Below are 19,457 nucleotides of genomic sequence, written 5' to 3'. Positions count from 1 at the left end.
ACCTGAAGTTTAACCCGCCGCTTGCAGACTGGGTTGCCAATTGACGATGCGCGAATGCACGGATTTCGGTTCCGGATCCGTGGCCAGTGCCGTGCGGAAGGCATCGTCGGAAAACATTTCGGCGATTTCCGACAGGATTTCCAGATGTTGCTGGGTGACATGATCAGGAATCAGCAGGAAAAACAGCAGATTGACGGGCTTGCCATCGGGCGATTCGAAGGGAATCGGTTCGGCCAGGCGCACGAAGGCGCCCAGTGGCGATTTCAAGGTTTTACTGCCCTTGACTCTACCATGCGGCACGGCCACGCCATGGCCCAGACCCGTCGAGCCCAGGCGTTCGCGGGCAAACAGATTGTCCGAGACGGTAGAGCGGGCGATGCCGTAATTGTTTTCGAAGATCAGGCCGGCTTGCTCGAAGGCGCGCTTTTTACTGGAGACTTCCAGGTCCAGCAGGACGTTTTCGAGGGATAGTATTTTGCTAAGATTAGTCATGACACTCAATGAAATGGTGCAATGCGCAGAGGGCTTGCGAGCCGAATTATAGGCCTGTTTCGGCGGCCTGTAACGCCAATTCTCAACAGTATACGCCCGCTACGGGCGCAGTGGGCGCTACAGCCCACGTGACCATCATTTTAGCAAAAAAATAACATCGGCGTGTATCGGCTATTTCCTGATTAAAAACACGCGGCGCGCCGGTTTTTCCGCCGCCGAATGCCGATTTTCCAATTTTTCAGCGTCTGTGACATGCTCTGCGGCACTACTGCAACGTTGTTTTAAAACACAGCCAACATTCTTGCTGGCATGGTTTTACGGTGTTGCTGGGTGTTGCTCGGTTGTTACTGGCGCGCGTTGCGCAGATTGCCCGGCATCGTACCCGTGCTGAAGTTGCTGCGCCATGGATTGATATCGAGGCCGCCGCGGCGCGTGTAGCGCGCATACACGGACAGTTTTTGCGGCTTGCACTGACGTAAGATATCGACAAAGATGCGTTCCACGCATTGCTCGTGGAATTCATTGTGCTCACGGAAACCGATCAGGTAGCGCAACAGGCTTTCCTGGTCGATTTGCGGCCCCGCATAGTCGATTTGCACGCTGCCCCAGTCGGGTTGGCCCGTCACCAGGCAATTTGATTTGAGCAAGTGCGAGACGAGTTTTTCTTCCACGGGCGCTTCATCCAGGGCGGCTTTCAGCAGCAGCGGCGAAGGCGTGTATTGCGTGATTTCCAGATCCAGGCGGTCGAGCAGCACGCCGTCGAATTCGCCCATTTTCAGCTTGCCGAAATCTTCCTGCAAGGTCAGTTCCACTTGCACGGGCGCGCCGAAACCGTTCGATAAATCCTGCTTGAGCAGGGCCAGCAGCGCTTCGGGGCTGTCCAGCTTGGTCTGGTTGAACGAGTTCAGGTACAGCTTGAACGATTTCGATTCGATGATGTTCGGCGAATCGGCCGGCGCGCTGACCTTGGCGATGGCCACCTGCGGCTTGCCGCGCTGGTTCAGCCACGACAGTTCATACGCATTCCAGATATCGAGGCCGAAGAACGGCAGTGTGCCGTGCAGCTCCAGCTCGTCGCGCTTGCCCTGGCGCGGAATCGGAAACAGCAATTCCGGCGCGTAATCGGTGCGGTAGGCGGAGCTTTTACCCAGGGGAGATTGTTCGGCGAGATCGTTGGTGGTGGTCATGGTCGTGTGGCGTGAATTCAGTCAAGGACGCATGGTAGCCTATTTCAACCCAACGGCGACGGCTGGGGTCGTACCCTGCAGGGTACGACCCCAGTATTTGCAGTTGGGCTTATTACCCGAGGAACAGCTTATACACAGGATTGCTGCTCTCATCCCAGTAACGGTACCCCAAGGTATCGAGGAAGCGCGCAAACTCGCCCATCTCATCGGGCGGCACTTGCAGGCCGATCAGGATGCGGCCCACGTCGCCGCCCTGGCTGCGGTAGTGGCACAGGGAAATATTCCAGTTCGGCGCCATGCTGTCGAGGAAGCGCATCAGCGCACCGGGGCGTTCGGGGAATTCGAAGCGGTACAGCAACTCGTCCTGCGCCAGCCGGCTCTTGCCGCCCACCAGGTGGCGGATGTGCGACTTGGCCAGCTCGTCGTGGGTCAAGTCCAGGGTCTTGAATTCGTGTTCCTCGAAGGTTTTCGCCAGCACGCTCGACTCATGCCGGTCGGCAATCTGGATGCCGACGAATACGTGCGCGGCTTTTTCATCGCTGATGCGGTAATTGAATTCCGTCACGTTGCGCGCACCGATGAGCGAGCAGAAACGCTTGAAGCTGCCCCGCTGTTCGCGCATGGTGACGGCAAACACGGCTTCGCGGAATTCGCCCAGTTCCGCCCGTTCCGCGACGAAACGCAGCCGGTCGAAATTCATGTTCGCACCGCTGGCGATGGTGACCAGGGTTTCGTTGTTGACGGGGTGCTTGGTCAGGCTGGCCCGTTCCACATAGGCCTTGGCGCCGGCCACGGCCAGCGCGCCGGACGGCTCCAGAATGCTGCGCGTATCCGTAAACACATCCTTGATGGCGGCGCAGATGGCGTCCGTGTCGACGGTGATGATTTCATCGACATATGCCTGCACCAGGCGGAAGGTTTCCTCGCCGGCCAGGCGCACGGCCGTGCCGTCGGCAAACAGGCCCACGTCGTTCAGGGTCACGCGTTCGCCGGCCTTCAGCGAGCGGGCCATGGCGTTCGAATCGACGCTTTGCACGCCGATGATCTTGATGTCGGGGCGAATCTGTTTCACGTAGGCGGCAATGCCGGCGATCAAGCCGCCGCCGCCGATGGGGGCGAAGATGGCGTGGATGGGGCCGGCGTGCTGGCGCAGGATTTCCATGCCGATCGTGCCCTGACCGGCGATCACGTCCGGATCGTCGAACGGGTGCACGAAGGTCAGCTTCTGTTCCTTTTCCAGGGTCAGTGCATGGTTGTAGGCATCCGTGTAGGACTCGCCGTGCAGCACTACTTCCACGTTCACGCCGCCGCGTCCCTTGACCGCCTCGACCTTCACCAGCGGCGTGGTGGTTGGCATGACGATGACGGCGCGGCACCCCATGCGCGCGGCCGACAGGGCCACGCCCTGGGCATGGTTGCCGGCCGAGGCGCAAATCACGCCGCGCTTGCGTTCCGCTTCGCTGAGCTTGGACATCTTGTTGTAGGCGCCACGAATCTTGAAACTGAACACGCTTTGCATGTCTTCGCGCTTGAAGTAAATCTGGTTGTTCAGGCGCTGCGACAGGGCAGGGGCCAGTTCCAGCGGCGTTTCGGTGGCGACGTCATAGACGCGGGCGGTCAGGATTTTCTTGAGGTAGTCGATGTTCATAGTCTGCAAGCAAGTGATTCTGGGCCAGAAAGGGTCTGGAGCGTGTCTGTCGATAGCGGCGGCGCGGCGGCGGATAGCCTGGCGACAATAATGCTCTGTGGAACTGCGGGCGGGTATGCCTTTGCCGGCCGGCGCGATGTGTGCGGCGCCCAGGCTGCTCTTCATTATAATGGAGAGCCTTACTGCATCGCGAAGTGTTCCATGATCGAATCCGCAATCGCCTGGCTGCTGCAGCTGATCGCCGCACCGGAAGTCGGGCTGACATCGGTCTTTCTGATCAGCTTTATTTCCGCCACCTTGTTGCCGCTCGGCTCGGAGCCGGCCGTGTTTGCCGTCATCAAGGCCAATCCCGCGCTGTTCTGGGCCGCCATCGGCGTCGCCACCCTGGGCAATACCCTGGGCGGCATCGTCGACTACTGGCTCGGCTATCGGGCCAAGCAGGCGTTCGCCAAGGAGCGCGACACGCGCTGGTTCCGCTGGCTGGCCCGCTATGGCGCCAAGACCATGCTGCTGGCCTGGCTGCCGCTCGTGGGCGACCCCCTGTGCACTTTGGCTGGCTGGCTCAAGCTGCCGTTCTGGCCCAGCGTGGCCTACATGGCCGTCGGCAAGTGCGCGCGCTACCTGACCATGACGGGCTTGCTGCTGTACGTGCCCGATGGCGTATGGCACCGGATCGGCCAGATGCTGGCCTGAATGGGACTGCCTGCAACGCCGATTTGCCCCATTTTGGGCAGTTCGATAGTTTGCAGTGGAGTCCGATTCTTGGCATTTTTGCGTCAAAAAATCTTGGAAACTGGTTTTTTATTCATGCAAAGGAAGGTTTTTCCGTATTTTCTATGATGGCGGATCAGGTGCTTAAACCTTGGGCGGCATAAGGCTGTTCCCGCATGGTGCGGCGCAATAAGATAAAATGGCCCTTTAGGGTCCAGTCTATATCGTCACCACACTCCATGAACGCTCCCGCACAAATCCAAGCTTTACTGGCAGAAACGCCGAATGGTCCCGCAGCAAGCCGCCTGCGCGAAATCCCGTATAACTACACGTCGTTTTCCGATCGCGAGATCGTCATACGCCTGTTGGGGGAGGACTCCTGGCGCCTGCTCGACGAGCTGCGCGGCGCCCGCCAGACGGGCCGTTCGGCCCGCATGCTGTACGAGGTGCTGGGCGATATCTGGGTCGTGCGCCGCAATCCGTACCTGCAGGATGACTTGCTCGACAATCCGAAGCGCCGCCAGGGCTTGATCGATGCCTTGCATCACCGCCTGGCCGAAGTCGACAAGCGCCGTCTGAGCATCGATGCGGCCGGCGGCGACGCGCTGGCAGCCGGCGAAGCGCCGGAAGTGGCCAAGGCGCGCAGCGCCAACGTGGAGCTGCTGCTGAAGGCGGCCAGCAAGGCGGTGGCCGACTTTGGCGACGAATTCCGCAAGACCTACGACTTGCGCAAGCGCACGGTCAAGGTGCTGGGCCGCTACACGGAAAAACACAATGTGCGCTTCGACGGCATGACGCGCGTGTCGCACGTGACGGACGCCACCGACTGGAGGGTGGAATACCCGTTCGTCGTGCTCACGCCCGACACGGAAGAGGAAATGGCCGGCCTCGTCAAAGGCTGTATCGAGCTGGGGCTGACCATCATCCCGCGCGGCGGCGGCACCGGTTACACGGGCGGCGCGATTCCGCTGACGCCGATGTCGGCCGTCATCAACACGGAAAAACTCATCACCCTGGGCGCCGTGGAAATGACGGTCTTGCCGGGCCTGACGCACGAATACGCGACGATCAATTCGGGCGCGGGCGTGATCACGAACAAAGTGTCGGAAGCGGCGGAAAAGGCCGGTTTCGTGTTTGCCGTCGATCCTACCTCGGCCCACGCCTCTTGCATCGGCGGCAACGTCGCCATGAATGCGGGCGGCAAGAAAGCCGTGCTGTGGGGCACGGCGCTCGACAACCTGGCCTCGTGGCGCATGGTGGACCCGAACGGCGACTGGCTCGACGTCACCCGCCTCGACCATAACCTGGGCAAGATCCACGATATCGCGCTGGCACGCTTCCAGCTGGAATGGCGTCACCCGAGCACGCGCGATGCGACAAAACCGAACGCGCCGTTCAAGACGGAAATTTTGGAAATTCCAGGCCGCAAGTTCCGTAAAGAGGGACTGGGCAAGGACGTCACCGATAAATTCCTCGCCGGCTTGCCGGGCATCCAGAAAGAGGGTTGCGACGGCCTGATCACGTCGGCGCGCTGGATTTTGCACAAGATGCCGAAATTCGCCCGTACCGTTTGCCTGGAATTCTTTGGCCAGGCGCGCGACGCGATCCCGTCGATCGTGGAAATCAAGGATTACCTCGACGGCTTGCCGGCCAAGGGCGAGCAATACACGAGCATCCGCCTGGCGGGCCTGGAGCATCTGGACGAGCGCTACCTGCGCGCCGTCGGCTACGCCACCAAGTCGAAGCGGGGCGTGTTGCCGAAGATGGCCCTGTTTGGCGACATCGTCGGCGACGATGAAAATGCCGTCGCGCAAGCGGCGTCGGAAGTGGTGCGCATCGCCAACACCCGCGTGGGCGAAGGTTTTGTGGCCGTCAGCCCGGAAGCGCGCAAGAAATTCTGGTTAGATCGTGCCCGCACGGCCGCGATCGCCAAGCACACCAACGCTTTTAAAATCAATGAAGACGTCGTCATTCCCCTGAACCGCATGGGCGAATACACGGATGGCATCGAGCGCATCAATATCGAACTGTCGATCAAGAACAAGCTGCAACTGGCCGACGCCCTGAGCGCGTTCTTTGCCAAGGGTAACTTGCCAATCGGCAAGAGCGACGATGCGTCGGACGACCGCGTGGACGATGCGGAAATGCTGGGCGACCGCGCCGAGCAGGCGCAGCAGTTGCTGGCGCAGGTCACGGCACGCTGGACCTATCTGCTGGCCCAGCTCGACCGTCCGCTGGTCGACGCGAAGGGTGAATTGGCTGAACTGGGCATGGAGCGCTTGCTGCCCGTGTTCGATGCGCGCCTGGAAACGCAGCCGAACGCCACCCTGTTCGACGTGGTGCAGGACCGCACCGTGCGTATCACGTGGAAGCAGGAAATCCGCGCCCAGTTGCGCCAGATCTTCAACGGCGCCGCGTTCAAACTGATCCTCGACGAGGCGACGGCCATCCATGCGCGCATCCTGCGTAGCCGCGTGTTCGTTGCGCTGCACATGCATGCGGGCGACGGCAACGTGCACACGAACTTGCCCGTCAACTCGGACAACTACGAAATGCTGCAGGACGCCCACGAAGCCGTGGGCCGCATCATGATTTTGGCCCGCTCGCTCAATGGCGTCATTTCCGGCGAACACGGCATCGGCATTACCAAGCTGGAATTCCTGACGGAAGAAGAAATCGGCGACTTCCGCAGCTACAAGCAGCGCATCGATCCGGAAGGCCGTTTCAACAAGGGCAAACTGCTGAACCTGCCGGGCATGGGCGCCGATTTGCGCAATGCCTACACGCCATCGTTCGGCCTGATGGGCCACGAATCCTTGATCATGCAGCAAAGCGATATCGGCGCCATCGCCGACAGCGTCAAGGATTGCTTGCGTTGTGGCAAGTGTAAACCCGTGTGCTCGACCCATGTGCCGCGCGCCAACTTGCTGTATTCGCCGCGCGACAAGATCCTGGCGACCTCGTCCCTGATCGAAGCCTTCCTGTACGAAGAGCAGACGCGCCGCGGTATTTCCATCAAGCATTGGGAAGAGTTCGAAGACGTGGCCGACCATTGCACGGTCTGCCATAAATGCGTGACGCCTTGCCCGGTCAACATCGATTTCGGTGACGTGTCGATGAACATGCGCAATCTGCTGCGCAAGATGGACAAGAAAAGCTTCAATCCGGGCACCAAGGCCACGATGATGTTCCTCAACGCCACCGATCCGGTGACCATCAATGCCACGCGCAAGGTCATGATCGGCTGGGGTTACAAGGCGCAGCGCCTGGGTCATGATTTGCTGAAGAAGTTTGCCAAGAAGCAAACCAAGGCGCCGCCGCCATCGACGGGCAAGCCGCCCGTCAAGGCGCAGGTGATCCACTTCATCAACAAGAAAATGCCGGGCAACCTGCCGAAGAAATCGGCGCGCGCGCTGCTCGACATCGAAGACGACAAGGTCATCCCGATCATCCGCAATCCGAAGACGACGACGGCCGATACGGAAGCCGTGTTCTACTTCCCCGGTTGCGGTTCGGAGCGCCTGTTCTCGCAAGTGGGCCTGGCCACGCAAGCGATGCTGTGGGAAGTGGGCGTGCAGACGGTCTTGCCACCGGGCTACCTGTGCTGCGGTTATCCGCAGCGGGGCGCGGGCGAGTTCGACAAGGCCGAGAAGATGATGACGGACAACCGCGTCCTGTTCCATCGCATGGCCAACACGCTCAATTACCTGGACATCAAGACGGTGCTCGTGTCGTGCGGCACTTGTTACGACCAGCTGGCCACGTATCAGTTCGAGAAGATTTTCCCTGGCTGCCGCATCATGGATATCCATGAGTATCTGCTGGAAAAACAGGTGAAGCTGGAAGGCGTTAACGGCACCCGTTATATGTACCACGAGCCATGCCACAATCCGATGAAGCTGCAGGAATCGGGCAAGACCATCAATTCCCTGATCAGCACGGTAGATAACGTCAAGATCGAGAAGAATGACCGTTGCTGCGGTGAATCGGGTTCCCTGGCCGTCACGCGCCCCGACATTTCCACGCAAGTGCGTTTCCGCAAGGAAGAAGAGATGGTCAAGGGCGCGGACAAGCTGCGCGGCGACGGTTTCACGGGCGACGTCAAAATCCTCACCAGCTGCCCGTCGTGCCTGCAAGGACTCTCGCGCTACAATGACGATTCGGGCACGACTGCCGATTACATCGTTGTCGAGATCGCCAAACACTTGCTGGGAGAGAACTGGATGCCGGATTACGTGAAACGCGCCAATGACGGCGGTATCGAACGGGTGCTGGTGTGACCTGCGATCTGTGCACATTGCTGGACGGCTTTGCCAACAAGCAGGGCTGTGAAGCCTTGCTGTGGCGCAGCGAGCGCCTGTCCGTCGTGGCCGTTGATGACGCCGCCTATCCCGGCTTTTGCCGCGTGATCTGGAACAAGCACGTGAAAGAAATGACGGACTTGACGCCTGGCGAGCGCAACTACGTCATGGAAGTCGTGTGGCAAGTCGAGCTGGCCGTGCGTGAAGTGATGCAGCCGGAAAAGGTCAACGTGGCCAGTTTCGGCAACATGACGCCGCACGTGCACTGGCACGTGATCCCCCGTTACCGCGACGACGCGCATTTCCCGAATCCCAGCTGGGCCGTGGTCCAGCGCGAGACGGCGCCCGAAGTGCTGGCCGCGCGCCGCGCCCTGCTGCCAGCCTTGCGCGACGCCATCATTCAACGTTTATCCGCATAAAGCATCGTCATGACTGAAAAAACAGCAACACCGCAACCGACCGGCTTGACCGTGCACAACCAGTCGCGCGTGCTCGACGTGGCTTTCGACGATGGCAGCGAATTTGCGCTGCCGTTCGAATACCTGCGCGTGTATTCGCCCTCGGCCGAAGTGCAGGGCCATGGCAAGGGCCAGGAAACCTTGCAATTAGGTAAACGCCTGGTCGGCATCACGGGCCTGGAGCCGGTCGGCAACTACGCCGTGCAGCCCACCTTCAGCGATGGCCATAATTCCGGCCTGTACACCTGGGCATACTTGTACAAGCTGGGCGTGGAAAAAGACAAGCTGTGGCAAGCCTACCTGGACCAGCTGGCGGCAGCCGGCTACCCGGGCGACAGCGGCCGCGACGCCAAGGCGGACATGACGGTCAAGCAATCTTCCGGCCACGTCCACGGACCGAGCTGCGGTCACAAACACTAGGGTAAAAAATAATGCGGTAATCTTGTCGGATTGCCGCCGCCCCGTTCGTCGTATGAATGCCCGCGCTTGCGGGCATTTTTCTTTTGGAGAAGAGACTATGGAATACCTGATCCTGATCTACGCGGACGAGGCGCGCTATGCCGCCATGCCAGACGAGCAGATGGCCAGCCTGATGGCCGACTTTGCCAGCTATACGCAGGCGCTGGAGGCGGCCGGCGTGTTGCGCGGGGGCGCCGAGCTGGCGCCCGTGGGCAGCGCCACCAGCGTGCGGGTGCGCAATGGCAAACCCGTCATCACGGATGGGCCGTTCGCGGAAACCAAGGAGCAGCTGGGCGGCTACTATCTGCTAGCCTGTGCCAATCTGGACGAGGCGCTGGTCTGGGCCGGGCGTTGCCCGGTGGCCTCCTTGGGCACCATCGAAGTGCGGCCCGTGACGGCTTGACGATGGCCGGCGACGCCATTGCGGCCGTCGAACACGTCTTTCGCCAGGAAAAGGGCAGGGTGCTGGCCGGCCTGATGCGGCGTTTCGGCGACCTGGGCCTGGCGGAAGATGTGTTGCAGGAAGCGTGCCGCAAGGCGCTGGAGCTGTGGCCGCGCACGGGCATCCCCGATAATCCCGCCGCCTGGCTCAGTTCCGTGGCGCGCAATGCGGGGCTCGATCACGTGCGCCGGGCGGGCAAGAGCGTCAGCGATGCCGAGGCCGTGCTGTCCGGCCTGACTGTATCCGTGGAAGAGGAAACGCCGGCCATCGGGGACGATCGCCTGCGCCTGCTGTTCATCTGCTGCCATCCCGCGCTGGCGCCCGAGGCGCAGGTGGCGCTGGCCCTGCGCACCTTGTGTGGCCTGTCCACGGGCGAGATCTCGCGCGCCTTCGGCGTGGCGGAAGCGGCCCTGTCGCAGCGGCTATTGCGCGCCAAGCGCAAGATCGCGGAAGCGCGTATCCCCTTCGAGTTGCCGCCGGAACAAGAATTGCAGCCACGGCTGGCGCAGGTGCTGCACGTGATTTACCTGGTATTCAGCGAAGGCTATTGCGCCAGCGGCGGCGAGACCCTGCTGCGCGCGGACCTGTGCGCCGAGGCGCTGCGCCTGGGACGCTTGCTCGACAGCCTGCAACCGGGCCAGCCCGAAGTGCAGGGGCTATTGGCCCTGATGCTGCTGCAGGCGTCGCGCGGCCCGGCCCGGCTATCGCCTGAAGGCTATCTGCTGACCCTGGAAGAGCAGGACCGGCGCCTGTGGCAAGGGGACTTGATTGTCGAGGGACTGGCGCTGCTGGAACTGGCCTTGCCGGCGCGTGTGCCAGGGCCATATCAGCTGCAGGCGGCCATTGCCGCCTTGCACGCCAAAGCGCCCACGGCCAGCCAGACAGACTGGCGCCAGATCAGCGCCCTGTACGGCGCCTTGCTGCGGCACAAGCCGGAACCGTTGATCTTGCTCAATGCCGTGATCGCCTGCGCCATGGCGCATGGCGCCGCACACGGGCTGGCGTGGCTCGATCGCCTGGAAGCCGTGCCCAGCCTGGCGCTATCGCATTATCTGCATGCGGCCCGGGCCGACTTGCTGCGCCGCCAGGGCGACCGGCCGGAGGCGCTGGCGGCGTATGCCCGGGCGGCCATGCTGGCGTCGAATGCAGTGGAAAGGCAATACCTTCTCCGGCGTCACGGGGAAATGCGCCTGCCGCTTGTATAATGCTCCCAAGTTCAAACAGACTGCCTACCATGACCAATACGACCCATTTCGGATACAAAACAGTTGCAGAAGACGACAAAGTGCGCGAAGTCGCCAAGGTGTTCCATTCCGTCGCTGCCAAATACGACGTGATGAACGACTTGATGTCGGGCGGGCTGCACCGTCTGTGGAAGACGTTCACCATTGCCAACGCGGGCGTGCGCCCCGGTTTCAAGGTGCTCGACATTGCCGGCGGCACGGGCGACCTGTCGAAGGCATTCGCCAAGCAGGCGGGCCCTACCGGCGAAGTCTGGCTGACCGATATCAATGAATCGATGTTGCGCGTGGGCCGCGACCGCCTCTTGAATCGCGGCTTGCTCACCCCCACCTTGTTGTGTGACGCGGAAAAACTGCCATTCCCCGATAATTATTTCGACCGTGTCAGCGTGGCCTTTGGCCTGCGCAACATGACGCACAAGGATGTGGCGCTGGCGGAAATGCGCCGCGTGCTGAAACCGGGCGGCAAGCTGCTGGTGCTGGAGTTTTCCAAGGTGGCCGCTCCCCTGCAAAAGCCGTACGACCTGTATTCGTTCTCGGTCTTGCCGTGGTTCGGACAGAAAATCGCCGGCGACGCGGAAAGCTACCGCTACCTGGCGGAATCGATCCGCATGCACCCGGACCAGGAAACCCTGAAGACCATGATGGAAACGGCGGGTCTGGAACGCGTGCAGTACTACAATTTGACGGCAGGCATTGCCGCCTTGCACACCGGTATCAAGATGTAATGCATCAACGTTGGTGATTTTAGGAGATGGAATGAAATTGAAGAAATTTATGGTCGGCATGATGCTGGCCGCGACCACGGTATCCATGCTGGGCGAGGCGCTGGCCCGTCCCATGGGCGGTGGCCGTTCGATAGGCCGTCAGTCGCAAAGCGTGAGCCGCCAGGCGCCCGCGCCGGCCCCAGCGCCGGCACCGGCTGCCACGCCACGCCAGGCGCAACCGGCGCCGGCTCCTGCGCCAGCACCTGCCGCCAAGGCACCGAGCCGCTGGAAGGGTTTGCTGGGCGGCGCCTTGCTGGGTCTGGGTCTGGGCGCGCTGCTGTCGCACTTCGGCCTGGGCGGCGCCCTGGCCAGCATGATCAGCACCTTGCTGATGGTGGCTTTGCTGGCCGGCGTGGTCTTCTTCATCTACCGCATGGTGCGCGGCAAGCGTGCTGGCAACAGCAGCGGCAATACGCCGTTCGCCGGCTTCGGCAACCAGCCTGCGCCAGCGGGCAACCTGCCTGACATCGGTTCGCGCATTCCACCGCTGCCACCGCTGCAGCCCGTCTCGTCCGGCGTCGGTCTGGACAAGCCGGTGCCGGCTGCCGCGCCATGGGGCGTGCCAAGCGACTTCGACAAGGATGCCTTCCTGCGCCACGCGAAAAGCAATTTCATTCGCCTGCAAGCGGCCTGGGACAAGGCTGACGTCAACGATATCCGCGAATTCACGTCGCCGGAAGTGTATGCGGAACTGCGCATGCAAATCCAGGAACGGGGTGCGCAGCCAGACTTTACCGATGTCGTCACCATCGATGCCGAACTGCTGGGTATCGAGACGAGCGTCAACGATTACCTGGCCAGCGTGAAGTTTGTGGGCCTGATCCGTTCGGCGCCGGGCGCCGCGGCGGAACCGTTCGCGGAAGTGTGGAATATGTCGAAACCCGTCAGCGGCAATAGCGGCTGGGTCCTGGCAGGCATCCAGCAATTGAATTAATTGCAAAAACTTGCTGAATATTGGCTTAAGTCCATGCGGAATGCATGATGCTTAACAGATATTGCCTGCTGAACTGGTAAGATCGAAACCGCCCACGTTGTTTTACGGGCGGTTTTTTCTTTTTAGGGGCGCGCCTGGCGCGCTGTATATAGATGGCACCACTTTCCGACCTTTCCCTGATGACGCCTGTCATTGCAACCATCAACCACTTGCTGGCGCAAGAGCCGTGGGCGCGCCAGCAGCTGGCCGTGCACGCCGGCAAGCTGGCTTGCATCGACACGGGCGCCGTGGCCCTGCGCCTGCGCGTCGACAGCGCAGGCATGCTGGAAGCGGTGCCGGCTGACATGCCGGCCAACGTCACCATCCGCGTAAAATTGTCCGACGTGCCGCTGATCCTGCAAAACCGCGAGCGGGCGTTTTCCTACGTCAAGATCGAAGGCGATGCCGAGTTTGCCAATGCGATTTCGCAATTGAGCAAGGGTTTGCGCTGGGAAGCCGAGCACGACCTGGAAAAGGTCGTCGGGCCCATGCTGGCCACGCGCCTCGTTGCCGGCGCGAAGGATGCGGCCGCGTTTGTGCGCACGGGCCAGCAAAAGCTGGCGGAAAACGTGGCCGAATATTTTCTCGACGAACAGCCCATGCTGATCCGTCCTTCTACCCTGCAAGAGTATTCCGCTGGCGTGACGCGCGTGCGCGATGACGTCGAACGCCTGGCCAAGCGCCTTGCCCGGCTGGAAAAGGCGGCCGCCGCCGTCCAGCCGCAGTCTTCCTCACCGGATTTGTCTACATGATATTGAAATTCCTGCGCCTGTTTAAAATCATCCGTGTTTCCATCAAGTACGGTCTGGATGAGATAGCGATTTCTGGTCTGCAAGTTCCCCGCACCGCCAAATTGATCGACACCCTGATTTTCTGGCGCGACCTGTCGTCGCCACGGGGCTTGCGCCTGCGCCTGGCGCTGGAAGAGCTGGGCCCGATTTTCGTCAAATTCGGCCAGGTGCTGTCGACCCGGCGCGACCTGATGCCGCTCGACATCGCCGAAGAACTGGCACGGCTGCAAGACCGGGTGCCGCCTTTCGATTCCGATCTGGCCATCGCGCAAATCACCAAGTCGCTCGGCGCGCATCCGGATCAGTTGTTTGCCCACTTCGAGCGCGAACCGGTGGCGTCCGCCTCGATTGCCCAGGTGCACTTCGCTACCTTGAAAGATGGCCGCGAAGTGGCCGTGAAGGTCTTGCGTCCAGGCATGAAAAAGCTGATCGACGAGGACGTGGCCCTGATGCACATCGCCGCCGACTGGACCAGCCGCCTGTGGGCCGACAGCAAGCGCTTGAAACCGAAAGAGGTGGTGGGCGAGTTCGACAAGTACCTGCACGACGAGCTGGACCTGATGCGCGAAGCGGCCAACGCCAGCCAGCTGCGCCGTAATTTTGCCAACTCGGACTTGCTGCTGGTGCCGGAAATGCACTGGGATTACTGTTCCAGCAGCGTCATCGTCATGGAGCGTATGGTCGGCATTCCCGTGTCGCAGACGGAGCGCCTGGTAGCAGCCGGCGTGGATTTGCGCAAACTGTCCAGCGATGGCGTGGAGATTTTCTTCACGCAAGTGTTCCGCGACGGCTTTTTCCATGCGGACATGCACCCGGGCAATATTCTCGTGTCGATCGCGCCGGAATCGTTCGGCCGCTACATTGCGCTCGACTTCGGCATCGTGGGAACGTTGAATGACTACGACAAGGATTATCTGTCGCAAAACTTCCTCGCCTTCTTCCGCCGCGATTACAAGCGCGTGGCCGAGGCGCACATTGAATCGGGCTGGGCGCCGAAGGACACGCGCGTCGATGAGCTGGAAGCGGCCGTGCGCGCCTGCTGCGAGCCGATCTTCGACCGTCCGCTGAAAGATATTTCTTTTGGGCAAGTTCTGCTGCGTTTGTTCCAGACCTCGCGCCGCTTCAACGTGGAAGTGCAGCCGCAGTTGGTGCTGCTGCAAAAGACCCTGCTCAATATCGAAGGCCTGGGCCGCCAGCTGGACCCGGAACTGGATCTGTGGCAAACGGCCAAGCCCTACCTGGAAAAATGGATGAGCAATCAGGTGGGCCCGCAAGGCTTCATGGAGCGCCTGCGCGCCGAGGCGCCCCGTTATGCGCACATCTTCCCACAACTGCCGCGCTTGCTGCACCAGGCCTTGACCGTGCATGGCGAGCCGCGCGAAAACGATGTGGAATTGATGAAAACCTTGCTGGCGGAGCAACGCCAGACGAACCGCTTGCTGAGCTTTATCGTGTACTTCGTGGGCGCCTTCGCCCTCGGCGCGCTGGGCTTGCAAGTGTTCATGCGCTGGCATCAACTGCCGTTTTAAAGGCTGAGGACGTAAGTGATGGCTGACTTCAATACCCGCGATCCGCTCTCGCCCGCCTTCTGGGACGAGCGTTTCGAAAAGCAATTTACGCCCTGGGACCACGGCGGCGTGCCGTCGCGCCTGCGCAGCTTCGTTGCCGGTAGCCCGGCGCCGCTGCGCTGCCTGATCCCCGGCTGCGGCTCGGCCTATGAGCTGGTCTTCATGCTCGATCACGGCTGGGATGCCACGGCCATCGACTTTTCGCCGGCCGCCGTGGCCGCCGCGCGCGTCATCGTCGGCGAACGGGCAGGGCAGGTGGTGGAAGCCGATTTCTTTGCCTGGGAACCTGTCGCACCGCTGGACCTGATCTATGAACGGGCCTTTCTTTGCGCCATGCCGCGCGCCATGTGGCCGCAAGTGGCGGCCCGCTGGGCGCAGCTGTTGGTGCCGGGCGCCATGCTGGCCGGTTACTTTTTCTTTGACGACAATGCCAAGGGACCGCCATTTGGTATTTCAAAGGAGAAACTGCAGGAATTGCTGGCCCCGCATTTCAACTGCCTGGCCGATGAAGCCGTCGACGATTCCATCGCCGTCTTCGCCGGCAAGGAGCGCTGGATGAGCTGGCGCCGCCGGGCGGACTGAGGCGGACCGGTCAATTTCCGTTGGGGGCAAAGGAAAAGCTTTATAATTCAGGGTTTTTGATGATTTTCTCGGAGTAGAGATGCCGATTTACGCTTACCGTTGTGACGAGTGTGGTTTTGCCAAGGACGTCTTGCAAAAGATCTCCGATCCAGTACTGACGGTGTGCCTGTCGTGCGGCAAGCCCAGTTTCAAGAAACAATTGACGGCCGCCGGTTTCCAATTGAAGGGCACTGGCTGGTACGCGACCGATTTCCGCGGCGGCACGGCGCCCACCACGGCCATTCCGACGGGCCCGGCCGATAACGCCAAGCCTGCCCCGGCCGCCGAGAGCGCGCCTGCTGCCGCACCTGCGCCCGCCCCGGCTGCCACCGCGCCGAAAGCGGACTGAGCGCGCGCCGCGCCGATACGATCCATTACCGAGAAACTGATGCGTAAATACTTTATTACCGGATTACTGATTTTGGTGCCCCTGGCCATTACCGCCTGGGTCCTGAATCTGGTGATCAGCACGATGGACCAGTCGCTGTTGCTGGTGCCCGGCAGTACGCAGCCCAGCGTCTGGTTCGGCCACAAGGTTCCCGCGCTGAGCACCATTCCCGGCCTGGGCACGGTATTGACGGTACTGATCGTGTTCTTCACGGGCTTGCTGACGAATAACCTGGTCGGCAATTACGTGGTGAAGCTGTGGGAAAAATTGCTGCAACGCATACCCATCGTCAATTCCCTGTATTCGAGCGTCAAGCAAGTGTCGGATACCCTGTTTTCCCCGTCGGGCAATGCGTTCCGCAAGGCCGTGCTGGTGCCGTATCCGCACCAGAACTCCTGGACCATCGCTTTCCTGACGGGCGTGCCGGGCGGCGATGCGGCGAACCACCTGGTGGGCGACTTTGTCAGCGTGTATGTGCCGACGACGCCGAACCCGACATCGGGCTTTTTCCTGATGATGAAGCGCAGCGATGTCGTCGAACTCGACATGAGCGTCGATGCGGCGCTCAAATATATCGTCTCGATGGGCGTGGTGGCGCCTGCGGAAGTTGTTGCTGTACCGGCCCCGGCAGCCAAAGAATAAAGGCAGGCGTCCCATGCGGGACGTGGCCGGATTGAACACTCACTAACCTGAACTGAGAATTTTATGTCTATGCGTACTGAATACTGCGGCCTCGTTACCGAAGCCATGCTGGGACAAACCGTCAGCCTGTGCGGCTGGGTACATCGCCGCCGCGACCACGGCAGCCTGATTTTCATCGACTTGCGCGACCGTGAAGGCCTGGTGCAAATCGTCTGCAATCCGGAACAAGCGGAGATGTTCAAGGTCGCCGAAGCCGTGCGCAATGAATTCTGCCTGCGCGTGACGGGCGTCGTGACCAACCGTATCGAAGGCACGATCAACAACAACCTGAAGTCGGGCAAGATCGAAGTGGTCTGCTCGGAGCTGGAAGTGCTGAACCCTTCCGTGCCCGTGCCGTTCCAGCTGGACGACGACAACCTGTCGGAAACGACGCGTTTGACGCACCGCGTGCTGGACCTGCGCCGCCCGCAAATGCAGAACAACCTGCGCCTGCGCTACAAGGTGACGATGGAAGTGCGCAAGTACCTCGACGCGCTGGGCTTCATCGACATCGAAACGCCGATGCTGACCAAGTCGACGCCAGAAGGCGCGCGCGATTACCTGGTGCCGTCGCGCGTCAACGCGGGCAGCTTCTTCGCCTTGCCGCAATCGCCACAGTTGTTCAAGCAACTGTTGATGGTTGCTAACTTCGACCGTTACTACCAGATCACCAAGTGCTTCCGCGACGAAGACTTGCGCGCTGACCGCCAGCCTGAATTCACGCAGATCGACTGCGAAACCTCGTTCCTGACGGAACAGGAAATCCGCGACCTGTTCGAAGACATGATCCGCGTCGTCTTCAAGAACACGCTGGACATCGACCTGCCGAACCCGTTCCCGGTGATGGATTTCGCCGAAGCGATGGGCCTGTACGGTTCCGACAAGCCGGACATGCGCGTCAAGCTGGCCTTCACGGACTTGACGGAAGTCATGAAATCGGTCGAGTTCAAGGTCTTCAACGGCGCCGCCAACATGAAAGGCGGCCGCGTGGTTGCCCTGCGCGTACCGCAAGGCGGCAGCATGCCCCGTTCGGAAATCGATGCCTACACCCAGTTCGTCGCCATCTACGGCGCCAAGGGCCTCGCTTACATCAAGGTCAACGAGAAAGCCAAGGGTCCTGAAGGCTTGCAGTCGCCGATCGTCAAGTTCCTGCCTGCCGACGTGCTGGCCACGATCCTCGAGCAGACGGGCGCGCAAGACGGCGACCTGATCTTCTTCGGCGCGGACAAGGCCAAGGTCGTCAACGACGCCATCGGCGCGCTGCGCGTGAAAATCGGTCACAGCGAATTCGGCAAGAAAGCCGGCCTGTTCGAAGACGTGTGGAAGCCATTGTGGGTGGTCGACTTCCCGATGTTCGAGCACGACGAAGAAGCGGACCGCTGGACGGCGACCCACCATCCATTCACGGCGCCGAAAGACGGCCATGAAGACATGCTGGAAAGCGATCCGGGCGCCTGCATCGCCAAGGCCTACGACATGGTCTTGAACGGCTGGGAACTGGGCGGCGGTTCGATCCGTATCCACCGCGAAGAAGTGCAGTCGAAAGTGTTCCGCGCGCTGAAGATCGATGCCGAAGAAGCGCAGCTGAAGTTCGGCTTCCTGCTCGACGCCCTGCAATACGGCGCGCCACCGCATGGCGGCCTGGCATTCGGCCTGGACCGTATCGTGACCATGATGACGGGTTCCGAATCGATCCGCGACGTGATCGCCTTCCCGAAAACCCAGCGCGCGCAAGATTTGCTGACGCATGCGCCGTCGGAAGTGGACGAGAAGCAACTGCGCGAACTGCACATCCGTTTGCGCAGCGCCGAGCCAAAAGTAGTGTAATGAAACATGCGGCTGCCCTGGCGGCCGCTGTTTGATCCACTATGCAAAAAAAGGCGCTGTCGTGGCGCCTTTTTCATTGTTGATATGACTCATAAAATTCCTGTTTCCGTGCTGGTCGTCATTCATACGGCTGACCTTGACGTCTTGCTCATCGAACGCGCGGGCCAGCCCGGTTTCTGGCAATCGGTGACGGGTTCCGTCGATGCCGTCGATGAACCGCTGCTGCAGACGGCCGCGCGCGAACTGTTCGAGGAAACCGGCATCGTTGCCGATGGACACGACATCGTGCTGCGCGACTGGAATCTGTCGAACGTGTACGAGATCTATCCGATCTGGCGCCACCGCTATGCGCCCGGCGTGACGCGCAACACGGAACACGTGTTCAGCGTGCAAGTACCGCGCGATATCGCCATCACCCTGAGCCCGCGCGAACACTTGCAATACGCGTGGCTGCCGTACTTGGCGGCGGCCGACCGTTGTTTCTCGTCGTCCAACGCGGAAGCGATTTTGCAATTGCCGGCCATGACGGGCCTGGCGCGTCCCACCTGATTTCCCTAGAAAGCATTCCATGTTGAACTGGTTACATTTGACTGCGCAGCAAAAACTGCTGGGCACCCTGGGCATTGTTTTTTGCCTGTGCTTTATTTTCCTGCTGTTCAGTTCCACCGTGCCCGGCCGTACGCCACCGATCGGCATGCCGCTGATGGCCATCGGCTGGCTGCTGCACCCGGGCGCGTTTGCCAAGGGCAAGCGCACGGTGGCCTGGCGCGGCGCGCCGTTGCTGGTCAAGATCGTCTGGGCGGCTGGTATCACCGCGCTGCTCGTCAGCGTGACGGCGGGCGTGGGACGCATGCTGGCCTGATTGCGTTCGTGATTGTGTCAGTTTAGGTGCGCACGCGCAC

19 protein-coding genes are annotated in these 19,457 nt (G+C 61.1%); 16 read left to right on the top strand and 3 right to left on the bottom strand.

Features of this window, described 5'->3' with window-relative positions:
* Positions 1-9: 9 nt before the first annotated feature.
* The 3 genes from MRBLMS1_RS15840 to ilvA all read right to left on the bottom strand — a co-directional run bounded on the left by MRBLMS1_RS15840 (position 10) and on the right by ilvA (position 3,327).
* Positions 10-492: a PTS sugar transporter subunit IIA gene (locus MRBLMS1_RS15840; RefSeq protein ID WP_034753339.1), complete on the bottom strand. Its 483-nt coding sequence runs from the start codon at positions 490-492 to the stop codon at positions 10-12.
* A 344-nt stretch (positions 493-836) separates the two neighbouring features.
* On the bottom strand, positions 837-1,679 hold the full coding sequence (gene queF, locus MRBLMS1_RS15835) for an NADPH-dependent 7-cyano-7-deazaguanine reductase QueF (RefSeq protein WP_128141387.1): 843 nt from the start codon (positions 1,677-1,679) through the stop codon (positions 837-839).
* Between the two features lie 112 nt (positions 1,680-1,791).
* A complete protein-coding gene (ilvA, locus tag MRBLMS1_RS15830; protein ID WP_139092208.1) occupies positions 1,792-3,327 on the bottom strand; it encodes a threonine ammonia-lyase, biosynthetic in 1,536 nt (511 codons plus the stop codon).
* 201 nt (positions 3,328-3,528) lie between these two features.
* Between ilvA and MRBLMS1_RS15825 the strand changes: the two genes are divergently transcribed.
* The 16 genes from MRBLMS1_RS15825 (at position 3,529) to MRBLMS1_RS15750 (ending at position 19,417) form a co-directional block, all read left to right on the top strand.
* Positions 3,529-4,020 (top strand): YqaA family protein, encoded by a 492-nt coding sequence (locus MRBLMS1_RS15825; protein WP_034753347.1) that lies wholly within the window; start codon positions 3,529-3,531, stop codon positions 4,018-4,020.
* A 257-nt stretch (positions 4,021-4,277) separates the two neighbouring features.
* Positions 4,278-8,318 (top strand): DUF3683 domain-containing protein, encoded by a 4,041-nt coding sequence (locus tag MRBLMS1_RS15820; protein ID WP_436483102.1) that lies wholly within the window; start codon positions 4,278-4,280, stop codon positions 8,316-8,318.
* Entirely contained in the window at positions 8,315-8,758 is a 444-nt protein-coding gene (locus MRBLMS1_RS15815) for an HIT family protein (RefSeq protein ID WP_070305338.1), read from the top strand. The genes MRBLMS1_RS15820 and MRBLMS1_RS15815 overlap by 4 nt, the downstream gene beginning before the upstream one ends.
* A gap of 9 nt (positions 8,759-8,767) precedes the next feature.
* Positions 8,768-9,217: a gamma-butyrobetaine hydroxylase family protein gene (locus MRBLMS1_RS15810; RefSeq protein ID WP_485880314.1), complete on the top strand. Its 450-nt coding sequence runs from the start codon at positions 8,768-8,770 to the stop codon at positions 9,215-9,217.
* A 97-nt stretch (positions 9,218-9,314) separates the two neighbouring features.
* Positions 9,315-9,659 carry a YciI family protein gene (locus MRBLMS1_RS15805; protein ID WP_485880312.1) on the top strand — a complete coding sequence of 115 codons (345 nt, stop codon included), beginning with the start codon at positions 9,315-9,317 and terminating at the stop codon, positions 9,657-9,659.
* A gap of 2 nt (positions 9,660-9,661) precedes the next feature.
* Positions 9,662-10,903 carry an RNA polymerase sigma factor gene (locus MRBLMS1_RS15800; protein ID WP_485880310.1) on the top strand — a complete coding sequence of 414 codons (1,242 nt, stop codon included), beginning with the start codon at positions 9,662-9,664 and terminating at the stop codon, positions 10,901-10,903.
* Between the two features lie 29 nt (positions 10,904-10,932).
* Positions 10,933-11,667 carry a bifunctional demethylmenaquinone methyltransferase/2-methoxy-6-polyprenyl-1,4-benzoquinol methylase UbiE gene (gene ubiE / locus MRBLMS1_RS15795; protein ID WP_034753359.1) on the top strand — a complete coding sequence of 245 codons (735 nt, stop codon included), beginning with the start codon at positions 10,933-10,935 and terminating at the stop codon, positions 11,665-11,667.
* A 31-nt stretch (positions 11,668-11,698) separates the two neighbouring features.
* Positions 11,699-12,640 carry a Tim44 domain-containing protein gene (locus MRBLMS1_RS15790; protein ID WP_485880308.1) on the top strand — a complete coding sequence of 314 codons (942 nt, stop codon included), beginning with the start codon at positions 11,699-11,701 and terminating at the stop codon, positions 12,638-12,640.
* A 179-nt stretch (positions 12,641-12,819) separates the two neighbouring features.
* A complete protein-coding gene (locus tag MRBLMS1_RS15785; protein ID WP_128141389.1) occupies positions 12,820-13,431 on the top strand; it encodes a ubiquinone biosynthesis accessory factor UbiJ in 612 nt (203 codons plus the stop codon).
* On the top strand, positions 13,428-14,999 hold the full coding sequence (gene ubiB, locus MRBLMS1_RS15780; RefSeq protein ID WP_128141126.1) for a ubiquinone biosynthesis regulatory protein kinase UbiB: 1,572 nt from the start codon (positions 13,428-13,430) through the stop codon (positions 14,997-14,999). Before MRBLMS1_RS15785 ends, ubiB begins: the two co-directional genes overlap by 4 nt.
* Positions 15,000-15,017: 18 nt before the next feature.
* The gene (locus MRBLMS1_RS15775) at positions 15,018-15,620 is read left to right on the top strand and encodes a methyltransferase (RefSeq protein WP_485880305.1); all 603 of its coding nucleotides are present in this window, start codon (positions 15,018-15,020) and stop codon (positions 15,618-15,620) included.
* A gap of 79 nt (positions 15,621-15,699) precedes the next feature.
* The gene (locus MRBLMS1_RS15770) at positions 15,700-16,008 is read left to right on the top strand and encodes an FmdB family zinc ribbon protein (protein WP_070221636.1); all 309 of its coding nucleotides are present in this window, start codon (positions 15,700-15,702) and stop codon (positions 16,006-16,008) included.
* A gap of 39 nt (positions 16,009-16,047) precedes the next feature.
* The gene (locus tag MRBLMS1_RS15765; RefSeq protein ID WP_034753372.1) at positions 16,048-16,689 is read left to right on the top strand and encodes a DUF502 domain-containing protein; all 642 of its coding nucleotides are present in this window, start codon (positions 16,048-16,050) and stop codon (positions 16,687-16,689) included.
* A gap of 69 nt (positions 16,690-16,758) precedes the next feature.
* A complete protein-coding gene (gene aspS, locus MRBLMS1_RS15760; protein ID WP_035824170.1) occupies positions 16,759-18,555 on the top strand; it encodes an aspartate--tRNA ligase in 1,797 nt (598 codons plus the stop codon).
* Positions 18,556-18,639: 84 nt separating this feature from the next.
* Positions 18,640-19,104 (top strand): dihydroneopterin triphosphate diphosphatase, encoded by a 465-nt coding sequence (gene nudB / locus MRBLMS1_RS15755; protein WP_046682129.1) that lies wholly within the window; start codon positions 18,640-18,642, stop codon positions 19,102-19,104.
* A gap of 19 nt (positions 19,105-19,123) precedes the next feature.
* Positions 19,124-19,417, top strand: a complete 294-nt coding sequence (locus tag MRBLMS1_RS15750; RefSeq protein ID WP_072457749.1) for a hypothetical protein — start codon at positions 19,124-19,126, stop codon at positions 19,415-19,417.
* Positions 19,418-19,457: the final 40 nt, after the last annotated feature.

The organism is Massilia sp. LMS1-1-1.1 (assembly GCF_040815535.1).
Lineage (GTDB): Bacteria > Pseudomonadota > Gammaproteobacteria > Burkholderiales > Burkholderiaceae_D > Janthinobacterium > Janthinobacterium aestuarii.
The sequence above is the reverse complement of the archived record's forward strand: the minus strand, read 5'-3'. Positions and strand labels throughout refer to the sequence as shown.

What these genes read in the sequence shown, in the direction of transcription:
- MRBLMS1_RS15750 (WP_072457749.1), top strand. Translation starts at nt 19,124, where the DNA reads ATGTTGAACTGGTTACATTTGACTGCGCAGCAAAAACTGCTGGGCACC.
- ilvA (WP_139092208.1), bottom strand. Translation starts at nt 3,327, where the DNA reads ATGAACATCGACTACCTCAAGAAAATCCTGACCGCCCGCGTCTATGAC.
- nudB (WP_046682129.1), top strand. Translation starts at nt 18,640, where the DNA reads ATGACTCATAAAATTCCTGTTTCCGTGCTGGTCGTCATTCATACGGCT.
- MRBLMS1_RS15775 (WP_485880305.1), top strand. Translation starts at nt 15,018, where the DNA reads ATGGCTGACTTCAATACCCGCGATCCGCTCTCGCCCGCCTTCTGGGAC.
- MRBLMS1_RS15800 (WP_485880310.1), top strand. Translation starts at nt 9,662, where the DNA reads ATGGCCGGCGACGCCATTGCGGCCGTCGAACACGTCTTTCGCCAGGAA.
- MRBLMS1_RS15820 (WP_436483102.1), top strand. Translation starts at nt 4,278, where the DNA reads ATGAACGCTCCCGCACAAATCCAAGCTTTACTGGCAGAAACGCCGAAT.
- ubiE (WP_034753359.1), top strand. Translation starts at nt 10,933, where the DNA reads ATGACCAATACGACCCATTTCGGATACAAAACAGTTGCAGAAGACGAC.
- MRBLMS1_RS15790 (WP_485880308.1), top strand. Translation starts at nt 11,699, where the DNA reads ATGAAATTGAAGAAATTTATGGTCGGCATGATGCTGGCCGCGACCACG.
- queF (WP_128141387.1), bottom strand. Translation starts at nt 1,679, where the DNA reads ATGACCACCACCAACGATCTCGCCGAACAATCTCCCCTGGGTAAAAGC.
- MRBLMS1_RS15810 (WP_485880314.1), top strand. Translation starts at nt 8,768, where the DNA reads ATGACTGAAAAAACAGCAACACCGCAACCGACCGGCTTGACCGTGCAC.
- MRBLMS1_RS15770 (WP_070221636.1), top strand. Translation starts at nt 15,700, where the DNA reads ATGCCGATTTACGCTTACCGTTGTGACGAGTGTGGTTTTGCCAAGGAC.
- ubiB (WP_128141126.1), top strand. Translation starts at nt 13,428, where the DNA reads ATGATATTGAAATTCCTGCGCCTGTTTAAAATCATCCGTGTTTCCATC.
- MRBLMS1_RS15765 (WP_034753372.1), top strand. Translation starts at nt 16,048, where the DNA reads ATGCGTAAATACTTTATTACCGGATTACTGATTTTGGTGCCCCTGGCC.
- MRBLMS1_RS15825 (WP_034753347.1), top strand. Translation starts at nt 3,529, where the DNA reads ATGATCGAATCCGCAATCGCCTGGCTGCTGCAGCTGATCGCCGCACCG.
- MRBLMS1_RS15785 (WP_128141389.1), top strand. Translation starts at nt 12,820, where the DNA reads ATGACGCCTGTCATTGCAACCATCAACCACTTGCTGGCGCAAGAGCCG.
- MRBLMS1_RS15840 (WP_034753339.1), bottom strand. Translation starts at nt 492, where the DNA reads ATGACTAATCTTAGCAAAATACTATCCCTCGAAAACGTCCTGCTGGAC.
- MRBLMS1_RS15805 (WP_485880312.1), top strand. Translation starts at nt 9,315, where the DNA reads ATGGAATACCTGATCCTGATCTACGCGGACGAGGCGCGCTATGCCGCC.
- aspS (WP_035824170.1), top strand. Translation starts at nt 16,759, where the DNA reads ATGCGTACTGAATACTGCGGCCTCGTTACCGAAGCCATGCTGGGACAA.